This is a genomic window from Hoeflea sp. EC-HK425, from assembly GCF_902498795.1.
In the GTDB taxonomy this organism is placed as follows: domain Bacteria; phylum Pseudomonadota; class Alphaproteobacteria; order Rhizobiales; family Rhizobiaceae; genus Hoeflea; species Hoeflea alexandrii.
This window is the reverse complement of record NZ_LR701572.1, coordinates 1416363-1431463: the sequence shown is the minus strand read 5'-3', so window position 1 is coordinate 1431463 and position 15101 is coordinate 1416363. Positions and strand designations below refer to the sequence as shown.

The following is a 15101-nucleotide window of genomic DNA, read 5'->3' as shown; positions in this document are numbered from 1 at the left end:
AACGCAAAACCAACTGGGATGATTAAAGCGCGTTAGTGTTACTCATCGGTTAAGCTGGCGAAATTCGATGCTTTTTGTGGCGATTTTGGCGCTACAAGGCGGCGGCCACGCCCGGGATGAATGCCCGGTATGGCACTTCGAACAGGTCCTCGCGCTCGAAGCGACTGCCGATCTTTGTCAACCGTACCATCCTCGCCTTGCCGTTTTCCTGAAGCATGGGCGCGAGCATTACGCCGCCGGAGGCGAGCTGGTCGACAAACTGGCGTGGCATTGCGTCAAAAGCGCAGGTTGCAATGACCCTGTCGAAACTGCCCTCCCCGTTCATACCCTTGAGCCCATCCACCTGCCGCGACACAACATTGCCGAGCCCGAGATGGGCAAACCGCTGCTGGGCAAGCTGGATCAGCGTCTTGAAACGGTCCACCGTCACCACCCTCTCGGAAAGCCTTGCTGCAACCGCCGCAAGAAAACCGCTGCCGGTTCCCAGATCGAGAACCCGGTGCCCGGGTTCGATCCCGAGCGCCACGATCAGTCTTGCGACGAGGTCTGCGCTTTCAGCAAATCCACCGCAATCGATCGGCACCAGCCGGTCCTGGTAGGCACAATCTGAATAGGCGGCGGACAGGAACAGCGTACGCGGCGTCTGCTCGAGCGCTGTCAACAAGGCCTTGTCGGCAAGCCCTTCGGCCCTGAGGCGAAGAAAAAGCCCGGCAAACCCTTCCTTCTCCGCCAGCCGCACATCCATCGTTCAGTTTTCCAGCACGCTGGCGATCTGTTCCTGAACCTCGTGATTTGTCAGATCCAGCTTCAACGGCGTCACCGATATGTAGCCGTTGGAGATCGCCTTGATGTCGCTGTTGGCCTCGGGCGAAAAATCGCGGCGACCGAATTTGAGCCAGAAATAGGGAAAGCCGCGCCCGTCATGGCGTTCTTCGATCGACAGCCCGTGGGTCATTTGTCCCTGGTCTGTGACGATCACCCCCTTGACCTCGTCGGCGGCGCAATTGGGGAAGTTGACATTGAGCAGCGTGCCTGCCGGAAGATCGATCTTCACCAGCTTCTTCAGAAGGTCCGGCGCCAGCGTCTCGACCACATCCCAGGGAACGATCCTGCCATTGACGAAGTTGTAGGCCTGACTGATCGCGATCGAGCGGACGCCGAGCAGCGTGCCTTCCATGGCGCCTGCAACCGTGCCGGAATAGGTCACATCGTCGGCAACATTCTGGCCCGAGTTCACACCGGAAAGCACCAGGTCCGGAGCCTCGTCCATCAGGCTCCTGATGGCCATGATCACACAATCGGTGGGCGTGCCGCGCAACGCGTAGCTCTTGTCGCGGACCTTGCGCAGCCTGAGCGGCTCCGACAAAGTCAGGGAGTGCGCAAGCCCGCTCTGGTCGGTTTCAGGCGCGACGATCCAGACATCATCCGAGAGTGTCCTTGCGATGCGCTCAAGCACCTCCAGTCCCTCGGCGTGGATGCCGTCGTCATTGGTGATGAGTATGCGCATGCCTGCTCTCCTGAATTGAATGCGTTACGCCGCCTTCTCGATCTTCGTGATTCCGCCCATATAGGGCCGCAATACGTCGGGCACGGTGATCGAACCATCGGCGTTCTGATAGTTTTCCATGACCGCGATCAGGGCACGTCCGACGGCCACGCCGGAGCCGTTCAGGGTATGGACAAAGCGCGTGGCCTTGTCTCCGGCCTTCCGGCAGCGTGCGTTCATGCGCCGTGCCTGGAAATCGCCGCATACCGAACAGGACGAGATTTCGCGGTAAGCCTTCTGCCCGGGCAGCCAAACCTCGATGTCATAGGTTTTGCGCGCGCCGAACCCCATGTCTCCGGTGCACAGCACAATGGTGCGGAAATGCAGACCCAGCCCCTTCAGCACGGCTTCCGCGCTCGCCGTCATCCGCTCGTGCTCCTCCAGTGAGGTTTCAGGCGTGGTGACCGAAACAAGCTCGACCTTGGTGAACTGGTGCTGGCGCAGCATGCCGCGCGTGTCACGTCCCGCCGAACCGGCTTCGGAACGGAAGCAGGCCGTTTGTGCCGCATAGCGCTTCGGCAGCTCTTCCTCGGCAATGATTTCGCCGGCCGCCATGTAGGTCAGCGGCACTTCCGCCGTCGGGATCAGCCAGCGGCCATCGGTGGTGCGGAACAGATCATCGCCAAACTTGGGAAGCTTGTCGGTGCCGTAGGCTGCCGCGTCATTGACCATCAGCGGCGGATTGACTTCCGTGTAGCCGTGCTCGCCGGTGTGCAGATCCAGCATGTACTGACCGAGCGCCCGCTCGAGCCGCGCCAGACCGCCCGACAGGATAGTAAACCTCGAGCCCGACATCTTGGCCGCACGTTCGAAATCCATCATGCCCAGCGCTTCGCCGAGTTCGAAATGCTCCCTGGTCTCGAAGCCGAGTTCAGGCTTGGTCCCTGAAACCCGGATCTCGACATTGTCGCTCTCGTCCTTGCCTACCGGCACGTCATCATGCGGAATGTTCGGCAACACCGAAAGCGCGTGCTTGAGCGCATCGTCGAGTTCGCGTTCCTTGGCTTCGCCGGCCTGCAACTCGTCCTTGAGTTTGGCCACCTCCGCCTTCAGACTGTCGGCCGTCGCCTGATCCTTGGCCGCCATGGCCTTGCCAATATCCTTGGAGGCAGCATTGCGGCGTTCCTGCAGGGCCTGCAGCGCGCCGACATGGCTTCGGCGCGCCTCATCCAGCGCAATCAACTGTTCCGACTGGGGCTCGGCACCGCGCTTGGCAAGCGCCGCGTCGAGAGCTGCGGGGTTCTCACGTATCCATTTGATGTCAAGCATGGCAGGTTCCGGTACTTAAATGGCAGCGCCAAACCCGCAACCGTGCCGCCAGACGGCACGGTCTGCACATCAATACGGAGCTCAGGCGTCCCCTTCGGGATCAGAGGCTGCCGCCGATTTCTTGTCATCGGCTTCCGCCAAGGCCGCGTTCGCAGCGCGCTGGCGCTCCACGAGTCGGGCGCAATAGATTGCAATCTCGTAAAGAAGGATGGTTGGCAGCGCAAGCCCGATCTGGGAGACCGGGTCCGGCGGCGTCAGGATGGCCGCCGCAATGAAAGCCGCGACGATGGCGTACTTGCGCTTGTCGGCGAGCCCCTGACTGCTTACCAGCCCGACACGGGCGAGCAACGTCGTCACCACGGGCAGCTGGAACACCAGCCCGAAGGCGAAGATCAGCGTCATGATCAACCCGAGATACTCGGAAACCTTGGGAAGCAGCATGATCGAGGCTTCACCGGTGCCGCCTACCTGCTCCATCGACAGGAAGAACCACATCACCATCGGCGTGAAGAAGAAATAGACCAGCGCCGCGCCGAGCAGGAAAAGCAGCGGAGATGCCACCAGAAACGGCAGGAAGGCGCCTCGCTCGTTCTTGTAGAGCCCAGGAGCGACAAACTTGTAGACCTGCGCGGCAATCATCGGAAACGCCAGCACCAGACCGCCGAACATGCCGATCTTGATCTGCGTGAAGAAAAACTCCTGCGGCGCGGTGTAGATCAACTCGATCTTGCGATCCGACATCCCCGCCCAGTCGACCGCCCAGGTAAAGGGCTGAACCAGCATGTTGAACAGCGGTTTTGCAAAGGAGAAACACAACAGGAATGCGATGAAGAAGGCGCCGATCGCCCACATCAGGCGATTGCGCAACTCCAGCAAGTGCGCCAGCAGCGGCTGCGGCTTGTCTTCGATATCGTCGGTCACGCCTTGTCCTCGCCTTGCTTGGGTTTACTGGCGCGAGGCGCAGTTTTCGTCGTTGCAGGTTTGGCGGACGATTTCGCCTTGATACCTGAAGCCGCGGTCTTTGAAGCGGGTTTCGACGCAGCGGCTTTTGTGGCTGCCGGTTTCGCCGTGGACTTTGCAGCCGTGGACTTGCCAGCGGCAGGCTTGGTATCTGCCGGCTTGGCAGCGGCGGGTTTGGCCTTTGCGTCAGACGCAGCTTTGGCAGGCTTGGCCGCGGCGACCTTCTTTGTGTCAGCCTTTGCCTTGGCAGCAGCTTGTCCGGCATCGGATTTAGCCGGCGTTTCCGCTGTTTTGGCCGGAGCCTCCGCCTTGAACTCCGGCGGACCGTCAGACAGCTTCATTGACGGCTCCGGAGCGGTCATCTTCGGCGGCTCTTTTTCCGCCGAAGATGGTGAGTTCACCGATTTTTCAAGATCCGCCTTGATATCCTTCGCCGTGTCCTTGAGCGGATTTACGGCATCGCGAATGCCCTGCATTGGGTTGAGCTTGCGCGCGTCGTCAAACGTCTTCTTAACGTCATCGAGCTCCGCCTCCCGCAACGCTTCGTCGAACTGCCCGCGAAACTCCGAGGCCATGCCCCGGAGTTTCTTGGTGGTACGTCCGAAAGCGCGCAGCATTGGCGGCAAGTCCTTCGGACCAACCACGACGATCAGCACAATGGCTACGACCAGAAGCTCTGGCCAACCGATGTCTAACATTCAGGCGTCTCCTCACCCGTCAGGGCAACGGGATAGGGATATTAGCCGCGATCCTTGGCTTCTTCGGCCTTGCTTTCGACTGTCTTGGTTTCGGCTGGCGGAGTTTCTTCCTCGCCCATGCCTTTTTTGAAGCTCTTGATGCCCTTGGCTACATCGCCCATCAGTTCCGGAATCTTGCCGCGACCGAAAAGAAGCAGAACGACGACCAGAACGATTAGCCAATGCCAAATGCTGAATGAACCCATGATACTCTCCTGTATGCACCTACCCTGATTTAGGGTGTTTATCCGTTTCTTTCAAACACCAAAATGTCACGCGCGTTGACAGTGACCGAAACATCGCGGATGCCGCCCCTCAATTGACCTGCGCGGATGCGCGCGTCAATCGGGTTTTCTCCTCCCGCAACCACCACTGTCACCAGTTCCTCCACTCCGAGGAACCGCCGCGCCACAATTCGTGCCGAAACACCGCAAGGCGTTTCCGTAACTTCAACGCCCGGAAGCCTTATGGCAATCGAGACGTTAGCACCATCTCTAAAACCCTTGGCCGCAACCGGTCCAAGCGGGGTTTGTGCGTACTCGCCCGAAACCGTGCCCTCGAAAACGTTGATTTCGGAAAAGAATCCGGCCGCAAACAGGTTGGCGGGGCGATGATAGAGATCTTCCGCTGTACCGACCTGTTCCAGCGCCCCGTCTTTGAGCAGGGCGATCCTGTCGCCCATCCGCATCGCTTCCTCGGCATCATGGGTGACCACGATCGCCGTGGCCCGCGCCTCACGCAGGATGGCAAGCGTCTCGGCCCTGACACTGTCCTTGAGCCGGGAATCAAGACCCGAGAAAGGCTCGTCCATCAGCAGCACCGCCGGCCGCGGCGCCAGGGCGCGCGCCAGCGCCACGCGCTGCTGTTCGCCGCCCGACAGGGCATGCGGATAGTTTTCGGCATAGTGCACCATGCCGACGCGATCGAGCGCGGCAAGCGCTTCCCGCTTGGCGTCCACTGACGAAAGTGCGGTCAGCCCGAACCGGACATTGTCAAGAATTGTCAAATGGGGAAACAGCGCGAAATCCTGAAACATCAGCCCGATGCCGCGCCGTTCAGGCGGCAGATTGATCGAAGGCCCGGCAATCTCGCGGTCGTTGAGCAGCAGCCGTCCGCGGTGCAACGGTTCGATCCCCGCCGCAAGCCGCAACAGTGTGGTCTTGCCCGAGCCTGAAGGACCGAGAAGGCACAGCACCTCGCCCGGTTCTGCCGTCAGCGTCACGCCACGCAGCGTCGGCAGCTCACCATAGGAATGATGAACATCCTCGAAGGCCAGACGCGCGGCAAAGGTAACACCGGCCGTCCTGCGCGCGATCGCCGTTCTTGTCTGCTGTGTAACGATGGTCGCAACCCTTGCAATCAGCCTCAAGCACCCCGGAAAGTTCCGGGGCCGGACGCTTAGTCCTCCGCTTCACCCATCGGTGTCAAGAGACCAAGCTCTTCCAAATCGAGTTGGGTAATCGGATCCTCGTCATCGGTAAGCTCGTCGCCCGATGGCAGAAGCGGCGGCTGGAAGTTCGACGGCACCCGTCCCGAGAGCAGGCCCGCGCCCTTGAGTTCGTCCATTCCCGGCAGGTCGCGCAGGTCCTCAAGGCCGAAATGATCGAGAAACGCCATCGTCGTGCCATAGGTCACAGGACGGCCCGGCGAACGGCGGCGGCCGCGCATCCGCACCCAGCCGGTCTCCAGCAGCACATCGAGCGTTCCCTTCGAGGTCGCCACCCCACGCACATCCTCGATCTCCGCCCGCGTCACCGGCTGGTGATAGGCGATCGTCGACAAAACCTCCAGGCCGGCCCGCGAGAGCTTCTTGACCTCGGTCTCGTCGCGCCGGATCAGGAAACCGAGATCGGCCGCCGTCCGGAACGCCCAGGCGTCGCCGACACGCACAAGGTTGACCCCGCGCGCCGCATAGCGCTCGGCCAGCCGTTCCATGACTACCCCAACCGGTGTATCTTCGGGCAGCTTGCCCGAGATCAGTTTTTCCGAGACCGGTTCGCTTGAGGCAAACACCAGTGCCTCGGCAATCCGTTCGGCCTCGTGCAGGGCCCGCTCCTTGAGCGCATCAAGTGCGTCCGACCCCATCTCGCCGTCCTCCGCGCCATCCGTCTCTGCCCCGTAGGCAAAAGCTGCGCTGTGGCCTGGATCCATAATCATGCTTTGCTCCCTGCGCTGACGGCACTCTCCGGCGGCCGTCGCATGAAGATTGGCTGGAACGCACCGTCCTGACGGATTTCCAGCCGCCCTTCCCGCACCATTTCAAGACTGGCGGCGAACGAACTGGCAATCGCCGTGGTCCGTTCTTCCGGATCGGACAGATAGCGCAACAGGTACTGGTCCAGCGCAGTCCAGTCCTTGAGCTCTCCAATCAGCCGGATCAGGATCACCCGGGCGTCGCTGAGCGACCAGACCCGCCGCCGTGAAATTGTCACTTGGGTGATGGTTTGCCGCTGCTTCTGCGCGGCATAGGCCGTCAGCAGATCGTAGAGGCTTGCCTCAAAGCTCGATTCCTTGTCGATCACCATCGGCTCTGGCGCACCGCGGGCGAAGACATCGCGCCCAAGCCGGTTCCGGTTGACCAGCCGCGTCGCAGCTTCCCGCATCGCTTCGAGCCGTTTCAGCCGGAAGGCCAACTGTGCCGCCATTTCCTCGCCGCTGGGCTCGTCGCCCTTCGGGCCTTGCGGGATCAAGAGCTTCGACTTGAGATAGGCAAGCCAGGCAGCCATCACCAGATAGTCGGCCGCGAGCTCGAGCCGGAGCGCCCGGGCCCTCTCGACAAATTGCAGATATTGCTCGGCAAGCGCCAGGACTGAAATCCGCGCGAGGTCGACCCGCTGGGTGCGCGCCAGATGCAGGAGCAGATCGAGCGGTCCTTCGAAACCGGCGACATCGATCACCAGGGCGGGGTCGCCGGTTGCCCGGTCGGCCTTGGCATCATCCCACATCACGTCCATGGGCGTTTTGCCTTGGGCCGTCCTGCCAGGATTTCCAGCATTCTGCCGGTTGCCGTTGCTCACACCTGCCACCTTTCGCACCAGAGGTTAGGAGGCCGCCATCAACCCCTCGAATTCGTCCCGCAATGCCGCCTCGTCGCTCTTGTCGGGCGCCTTGAACGCCGCCATCACCGCATTTGCACGGCGCAGGCTGTCGCCGGAAAGCGCTGGCGTGGCCGACACCACGGCGTCCATTTCGGCGCGATCACCATTGCAGTGCAATGTGACATCGCATCCTCCGGCGAAAATTGCACTGGCCCTTGTGGCGAAATCCCCAGAAAGCGCGTTCATCGACACATCATCGGACATCAACAGCCCGTCAAAACCGATCTCGCCGCGGATCACCTCATCGACCACACGGCGCGAGGTCGTCGCCGGGTTGGCAGGATCTATGTCGGTGAACACCACATGCGCCGACATCGCCATGGCTTCGCCGGCAAGCGCCTTGAACGGAACGAAATCCCGGCCTGACAGTTCGGAACGCCTCGCATCCACATGCGGCAGTTCGTGGTGTGTATCCGTCCCGGCACGGCCATGCCCGGGAATGTGCTTGATCACCGGCAACAGGCCGCCCGCCTTGAGACCTTCGCACGCCGCAGCGCCGAGGACCGAGACCACATCGGGCGTGATGCCGTAGGCACGGCTGCCGATGACCTCATGTCCACCCGGTGACGGCACATCCAGCACCGGCAGGCAGTCAACATTGATCCCGAGCGGATACAGATCGAACGCATGCAGTCGCGACATGATCCAGGTGGCCCGCAGACCTGCCTCCGGGTTCGCGTTATAAAGCGCGCCGAGGTCCGCTCCGGATGGATATTGCGGGACCAGCGGCGGTTTGAACCGCTGCACCCGCCCGCCTTCCTGGTCGATCAGCACCGGCGCGTCGGGCCGGCCGATGCTTTCACGCAGGCTGTTGGTCAGTTCCGCGACCTGATTGAGACTGACGATATTTCGGCCGAACAGGATGAACCCCCACGGCCTTGTATCTGCAAAAAACGCGGCTTCCGCCGGGCTAAGCTCCGGCCCGGCACACCCGAGAATGACTGCTCTTGATTCGCTCATCGGACAATCCTAGTCCAACCGCCTGGTTTTGACAGCAAGACATGGCCAGATCATCAGAACAGGAAAGGCCGCGCTGCCGTAAGCTGCGCGGCCTCCTGTTGGATCACGGTCCCTCTGAAAATCAGCGCGAGACGAAACAGCTTCCACCGGCCGCCTTGTAGCGGGTGCACAAGGCATTGGCCTGGTCACGTGTGCCTGCAGGCACACGCACCCGGTGAAACACTCCCTTGCCGGGAATGTCCGCACGCTGGATATCCACGCCGCGCCCGCCCAGGACGGAGCTGTAACGATTGGACAGGGTCTGCCAAGAGGCCTGCGCGCCCTCCACTGTCGGCTGAGACGCAATCTGCACGTAATATCCGCCGGGGTTGGCTGCAGGTGCCGCGGCCTGGGGTGCGGCAGCAACTTCGACCGGAGCAGGCGTGACAGGCGCAGGCGCGACCGGAGCAGCGGTTGCCGTCGGCGCTGTGGTGGTTGCGGGTGCGGCACCAACCCGGCCAGCCTGGCTGACGGTGCCAACCACATTGACCGGCTGGTCTGCGGGACGGCCCTGCGGAACCGGAGCATTGGCAACGGGCCGGATCGGCTGGGTCGTGACAACCCGTACCGGCGCCAGCGTGCCTTCAGCCGCCGGTGTCTCGGTTGCGGCGGCCTGGTCCTGCGATCCGGCTTGCGTCTGTGTCGAAGCGGCTGTCTCCGCAGCCTCGCCACCAGCCACCGGTCCGGCCGCAGCAGCATCCTGCGACGAGGCCACCGCAAGAGCCTGTGGAGCGGCTTCGGAAGTCTGCGGCGCGACTGTTTCAGGCTCGGAAACCTCGCGCGCGACAATGGAACCATCGGGCTTGACGATCATGGTGCGCACCTTGCGCGGTGAAACAACCGGCGCCGGCGCACCGCCTGCAGCGGTCTCCTCGCCATTGGTTTCGGCCGACAGGCGTTCTTCGGACTTGACGGAGAAATCTGTCCTCCCTTCCAGCGGAAGGATTTCAGGATCAAGTGTCCGCTGAACGACATCGACCGGTTCTTCGGCCGAATTCACCAGCGCCGGCTGCCCGGTCGAGGATTCGGATCCGCCGGCGACGCGGTCATAGACAGCCTTGTCCTGGTTGGGCACGGTCACACCACCGGGATTTTCGGGCAGCACCTTCACCGGCTCCTTGTCGGCGCGGATGATCCGGGGGCCTCCGTCGGCCGTTGTCGAGTCACCGCCGGAAAGCATGCTCCAGCCAAACCCGCCAATGCCCGCGACCACGGCCAGCGCCAGCACCGCGATGGCCACCATCGGGCCGCGTGAGCGGTTGTCGGCCTCAGCCGGATCATTCTCCGAGGCGTCGGAAAAATCGCCGGTATCCGACAGCCTGTCGCCAATCAGATCCGCGGTTGCTGCGGCAGCGAAATTCGTCCGCTCGACCCCGCTGCCAAGCTCGCGTTCAAGCGCGATGTAATCATCCGAAACCTCGTAGCCGCGCGGAGTTGCCGTATCCCGGCTCCATCCTTCGGCTGCGGCAAAGACCGCACCGCCGCCGTCAACCGGAAGGCTGTCCGCGCTCGGCTCATTGCGATCGATGATATCGGCAAACTCACGCTCTATCTCGATATCATAATCCGGATCGACCGTTTGCGGCTCCTGATGCTCAAGTTCCGGCACATCGATATCGGGAACAATCTCAACCGCTTCATCCGGTTCGGAAATCAGATCCGCATCGAAATAGTAATCCGAAGATGGCGATCTTCCGGAAGCTTCATTGGCGGTCTCGTCCGCGGCATCGAACCCGGCAAGCCAGTCGCCCTGCCCGGCGGGATTGCCACCCGCATCACCGGTATTCGCAGGCACCGCAGCCGTTGCGGCTTGCGAGGTGGGCGGCTCTTCATCGGGAAGCAGGCCCTGAAACGCCTCGGTCAACTCGTCCCGCTGCGGCGGTTGATCGTCCGTGGGATACGAGGAAAGCCAATCGTCATTTTCAACACCAGCAACGGCTTCGATCTCAGGCTCGATTTCCACCGGCTCCGCCCAGTCGTCGTCGCCGTCGAAGCTGTCAGCCAGGATCTTTTCCAGATCAAACTCCAGATCATCGCCCGCATCCGGTCTCGCAGCGACGGGATCGGCACTGCGCTCGGGCAGGCCGAACATGTCGCCAAGCTCTTCGTCGAGCTCTTCTGCGGCGCCTTCCTCGATGCTTTCGATCGACCAATCATCGGGAGTCTCGCCCGCGGCCGCTGATCGGCCGCTGAACTCGACATCATCGTTGATTGCAGCCAGCAATTCCTCTGCTGCATCATCGAAAACCGTGACATCATCATCAAGCGTGCTGTCATTCAACGCTTCCAGAGCGTTTCCGACATCGAAGGGATCATCAGCGTCTGAAGACTGCGGCGTGGCGTCCGGTACCGGGGTCTGTTGCCCAGTATCGGAAACGCCGCCAACTTCGCCCATCGAGTATTCCTGCTCGAAGACATCGAGTTCTGTCGACAAATACTCTTCGAAGTCCAGAGCCGCTTCCCGGCTCGTAGTGTCGGACCCCGCACCACTGCCCGAACCACTGTCAGCAACGTTCTGCGTCGACACCGTGCCTTGCGGATCCCGCGGATCCTTCGAAGACAACTCGAACCGGGCCATGTCGGCAAGAACCTGATCATCGATCGCATCTGCCGGATATGCCGGCTGGACAATGTCCTCGGCTTCCACGGCAGCTTCGGTCAAATATTGGGGAGTGTCTTCTTCGTAAACGGGCTGCTCGTCGGGCGCAGCTGGCTGTTCTGCTGGCAACTCCTCTGGTTCCGAAGAGACAAACCAATGATCGTCTTCGCCAGCCAACAGGTCAGCCGCGGCACTTTCTTCTGGTTCGGAGGGAAACTCGTTCTCTATCGCCTTGAGCAGGGATTCGGAGGATTGCCCCTCTACGGGCGTGCGGTCCGCACTACTGGCGTCCTGGATTTCATCGCCCTGGAAATCGTCAGGCAGATAAGCGAAGGCATCGTCCGCACCTTCAGCATCATCAGGCCCGGCTTCCGGTTCGATTTCAGGTTCCGGATCCGGCTGAGGCTCGAAAGGCGCTTCGGCGAGAATGACATCAAGCGCTTCATCGGCCTCTATCCGGTCCAGCTCGTCGATGGACGGAGCAAGCGGCACATCGAGCTCGCGCATCAGCTCAGCTTCCAGATCGAATTCACTCGATTGGGAAGCCCCGTCGGTCGTCGCCGTATCGCCGGATGGCCGTTCGTAACCGATGATCCTGGCAAGCTCTGCCAAAGGATCATCGATTTCGGCATCCGGATTCGGGGACCGGGCGTTGTTATCGAATTGATCAGCCATGCATCACTCACATACTCTCGCACACTCTACTGCCAGAGCAATGTGGGGAAAAGGTGTCGTTCAGCGCATTTCTTCGGGTGCGTCGGTTCCTGTAATGGCGAGACCTGACTTCAACACCGACGCTACTGCGTACACCAGACCCAACCTGGCAATTGTCGATTGTCTGTTTTTATCGTTAACAAACCGCAAACCCGGCTCATCCCGGCCCTTGTTCCAGTGCCCGTGCAGCAGACTTGCCAGTTCATAGAGGTAGAAAGCGACCCTGTGTGGCTCCTGGCCGGAAGCGGCAGCCTCAATCATCCGCGGATACTCGCCGAGCTTGGCGATCAGCGCCAGCTCGCTCTCGTGGGCGAGATCGGACATATCGGCCGAAGCCAGCGTTTCTGGCGCCAGATCGAGGTCCGGAAAGGTCTCAAGCGCCTGCCGCATCACCGAGGCACAGCGGGCGTGGGCATATTGAACATAGAAGACCGGGTTGTCCTTGGACTGTTCGGTCACCTTGGCAAAGTCGAAATCGAGCGATTCCGAGCTCTTGCGGTAGAGCATCATGAAACGCACCGAATCCACGCCGACTTCATCCACGACATCGCGCAGCGTGACGAAATCGCCCGAGCGCTTTGACATCCGGACGGGTTCGCCGTTGCGATAGATCTTCACAAGCTGGCACAGCAGCACGGTGAGCTTCGCATCCCCGGCGGACACGGCCCTGGCAACGGCTTCAAGCCGCTTGATGTATCCACCATGATCGGCGCCGAGCACATAGATCATCTCGGTGAAGCCGCGCTCGAACTTGTCGCGGAAATAGGCAACGTCAGCTGCGAAATAGGTATAACTGCCGTCTGACTTGATCAGCGGCCGGTCAATGTCGTCGCCGACCTCGGTGGAGCGGAACAGGGTCTGCTCGCGATCTTCCCAGTCCTCGGGCGACTGGCCCTTGGGCGGCGGCAGCTTGCCCTTGTAGACATGGCCCTTGAAGGTCAGGTCGTTGATGGCGTTGCGGATGGCGCGTTCGCTGTCGGCATGCAGGCTGCGCTCGGAAAAGAACACGTCATGCTCGACATTGAGCGCCTTGAGGTCAGAGCGGATCATGTCCATCATCGCATCGATGGTCCTGTCCTTGATCAGGGCCATGCGCTCGGCTTCCGGCATCGCCCTGAGCGACGTGCCGAATTCATCGGCGAGGCTCTGCCCGACCGGGACAAGGTAATCGCCGGGATAAAGCCCTGCCGGGATCTCGCCGATCTCCTCGCCAAGTGCCTCGCGGTATCGCAGATAGACCGACTTCGCCAGCACATCGATCTGCGACCCGGCGTCGTTGATGTAGTATTCCTTGGTCACCTGGTAGCCGGCAAACCCCATCAGGTTCGCCAGCGCATCGCCGACAACCGCGCCGCGGCAATGGCCGACATGCATCGGCCCGGTCGGATTTGCCGAAACATACTCGACATTGACCTTGCGGTCCGCACCCAGGGTGGAACGCCCGTAATCCGTTCCCTCCCGGATTATCGTTGCGGCCAGCCGGCGCCAGAAGGCAGCAGTCAGCCTGAAATTGAGAAATCCGGGGCCCGCGACGGCCGTTTCGGCAACGTCGGCATCATCGGCAAATTGTGCCGCGATCATGTCGGCCAGTGCGCGCGGGTTCATGCCCAGCGGCTTGGCAAGGACCATGGCCGCATTGGTCGAGATGTCGCCATGTGCGGGATCGCGGGGCGGCTCGACAGCCAATCGCTCGAAGCTGACTTCGCCGCCCTTTTCCTGCACTGCATCAAGCGCTTGCACAGCCTGCTTGATTCTGTTTTCGAAGTCCTTGAACACGTTCATTGTAAAAGTCCGGATATGGCGGGATGCGGGGCGAGACTGCTGCTCGCTCGAGGTGAGCGCTGCCTATCGCAAATCCGGCGTATGGTCAAACAAACGCCGGTGCGCCGCAATGGCGTAAGTGTCCGTCATCCCCGCAAGATAGTCGCGCACCTTTCGCGCACGCTTGTGGACCGGCAAATCCTCGATTCCCGCATGCCGGTGCTTCTCTCCCATCGCCGAAGGATTGGCCATGAAGGCTGAGAACAGATCACGCACGATCAGGGTGGCCGATGCCCTCACCCGCATCACATCCGGATGACGGTAGAGATGGCGATAGAGGAAGGCCTTGATGTGTCGGTCGGCCTCAACGAACTCTTCGGAGAAATGCGCCATCGTCCGTCCCGCATGACGCACATCGTCAGCCGATTGCGGCTTGATCTCTTGAATGTGAGCCTGGGTCACCCCGATCACGTCTTCAACCATACGGGTGATCTGCCGCCGCATCACCTCGTGAATCAGACGAGGTTCCTCAAGACCGGGATATAGATCCCGCACCTCGGCCAGCAAACGCGAAATCAGCGGCAGTTCTTCAAGCATCTCGAGCGTGATCAGGCCAGACCGCAGCCCGTCGTCAATATCATGGGTGTTGTAGGCGATATCGTCGGCAATCGCTGCGACCTGGCTCTCGAGACTGGAATGGGTAGAGAGCCAAAGATCATGAGATGAATTGTAGTGCGCAATCGGCTCGGGCACAGCCTTGCCGCCCTCGACAATCAAAGGGCCATTATGCTTGACCAGACCTTCCAGCGTTTCCCAGGTCAGATTCAGCCCGTCGAAATCGGCGTAGCGCTGCTCCAGCTTGGTGACGATACGCAGCGACTGCGCATTGTGATCGAACCCGCCGGCATCCGCCATCAGCTCATCCAGCGCTTCTTCGCCGGTATGGCCAAACGGCGTATGGCCGAAATCATGCACCAGAGCCACGCCTTCGGCCAGATCCTCGTCCAGCTTCAGAGCCCTGGCCAGCGCCCGGGCAATCTGCGCCACTTCGATGGTGTGCGTCAGTCGGGTGCGGTAGTGGTCGCCCTCATGGGCAACGAAGACCTGGGTCTTGTGCTTGAGCCGCCGGAACGCCGTGGTGTGTATGATCCGGTCCCGGTCGCGCTGGAATTCGGACCGGGTCGGACTGACCGGTTCGGCGACCAGCCGGCCGCGGCTCGACCACGGATCAACCGCCCATGGCGCACGCCCACCGGTCCCGAAGCCCAGTTGCTTGATGTCGATTTCCATGCCTATCCCGTCAACAGGCGCCAAACACATGCCCGACTCGCTCCGTCCAAGCATTGACGCCGGGCCAGCGCCTTCATACCTATAGAACAAGTGATTTGAAACATGTCTCTTCCGGACCTTGACCCCGG

13 protein-coding genes are annotated in these 15101 nt (G+C 61.3%); all 13 read right to left on the bottom strand.

Annotation, left to right across the window (positions count from 1 at the left end; translation table 11 throughout):
• Positions 1–91 precede the first annotated feature (91 nt).
• The 13 genes from SPHINGO391_RS09535 to SPHINGO391_RS09475 all read right to left on the bottom strand — a co-directional run bounded on the left by SPHINGO391_RS09535 (position 92) and on the right by SPHINGO391_RS09475 (position 14973).
• Positions 92–745 (bottom strand): protein-L-isoaspartate(D-aspartate) O-methyltransferase, encoded by a 654-nt coding sequence (locus SPHINGO391_RS09535; RefSeq protein ID WP_152008613.1) that lies wholly within the window; start codon positions 743–745, stop codon positions 92–94.
• 3 nt (positions 746–748) lie between these two features.
• Positions 749–1507, bottom strand: a complete 759-nt coding sequence (gene surE / locus SPHINGO391_RS09530) for a 5'/3'-nucleotidase SurE (RefSeq protein ID WP_152008612.1) — start codon at positions 1505–1507, stop codon at positions 749–751.
• A gap of 24 nt (positions 1508–1531) precedes the next feature.
• Positions 1532–2815, bottom strand: a complete 1284-nt coding sequence (gene serS, locus SPHINGO391_RS09525) for a serine--tRNA ligase (protein ID WP_152008611.1) — start codon at positions 2813–2815, stop codon at positions 1532–1534.
• Between the two features lie 81 nt (positions 2816–2896).
• Positions 2897–3736, bottom strand: coding sequence for a twin-arginine translocase subunit TatC (gene tatC / locus SPHINGO391_RS09520; protein WP_152008610.1), 840 nt, complete (start codon positions 3734–3736; stop codon positions 2897–2899).
• The gene (tatB, locus tag SPHINGO391_RS09515; protein WP_152008609.1) at positions 3733–4473 is read right to left on the bottom strand and encodes a Sec-independent protein translocase protein TatB; all 741 of its coding nucleotides are present in this window, start codon (positions 4471–4473) and stop codon (positions 3733–3735) included. Before tatB ends, tatC begins: the two co-directional genes overlap by 4 nt.
• A 41-nt stretch (positions 4474–4514) precedes the next feature.
• Entirely contained in the window at positions 4515–4718 is a 204-nt protein-coding gene (locus tag SPHINGO391_RS09510; RefSeq protein WP_152008608.1) for a twin-arginine translocase TatA/TatE family subunit, read from the bottom strand.
• A 38-nt stretch (positions 4719–4756) separates the two neighbouring features.
• Positions 4757–5872 carry an ABC transporter ATP-binding protein gene (locus tag SPHINGO391_RS09505; protein ID WP_244615389.1) on the bottom strand — a complete coding sequence of 372 codons (1116 nt, stop codon included), beginning with the start codon at positions 5870–5872 and terminating at the stop codon, positions 4757–4759.
• 38 nt (positions 5873–5910) lie between these two features.
• Positions 5911–6597: an SMC-Scp complex subunit ScpB gene (scpB, locus tag SPHINGO391_RS09500; protein ID WP_244615387.1), complete on the bottom strand. Its 687-nt coding sequence runs from the start codon at positions 6595–6597 to the stop codon at positions 5911–5913.
• Between the two features lie 68 nt (positions 6598–6665).
• Positions 6666–7466, bottom strand: a complete 801-nt coding sequence (locus SPHINGO391_RS09495; RefSeq protein ID WP_152008606.1) for a ScpA family protein — start codon at positions 7464–7466, stop codon at positions 6666–6668.
• Positions 7467–7553: 87 nt separating this feature from the next.
• Positions 7554–8570, bottom strand: coding sequence for a beta-N-acetylhexosaminidase (nagZ, locus tag SPHINGO391_RS09490; protein WP_152008605.1), 1017 nt, complete (start codon positions 8568–8570; stop codon positions 7554–7556).
• A gap of 121 nt (positions 8571–8691) precedes the next feature.
• Complete coding sequence (locus tag SPHINGO391_RS09485) at positions 8692–11883, bottom strand: SPOR domain-containing protein (protein ID WP_152008604.1); 3192 nt, start codon at positions 11881–11883, stop codon at positions 8692–8694.
• A 60-nt stretch (positions 11884–11943) separates the two neighbouring features.
• The gene (gene argS, locus SPHINGO391_RS09480) at positions 11944–13704 is read right to left on the bottom strand and encodes an arginine--tRNA ligase (protein ID WP_152008603.1); all 1761 of its coding nucleotides are present in this window, start codon (positions 13702–13704) and stop codon (positions 11944–11946) included.
• Positions 13705–13767: 63 nt separating this feature from the next.
• A complete protein-coding gene (locus SPHINGO391_RS09475) occupies positions 13768–14973 on the bottom strand; it encodes a deoxyguanosinetriphosphate triphosphohydrolase (protein WP_152008602.1) in 1206 nt (401 codons plus the stop codon).
• Positions 14974–15101: the final 128 nt, after the last annotated feature.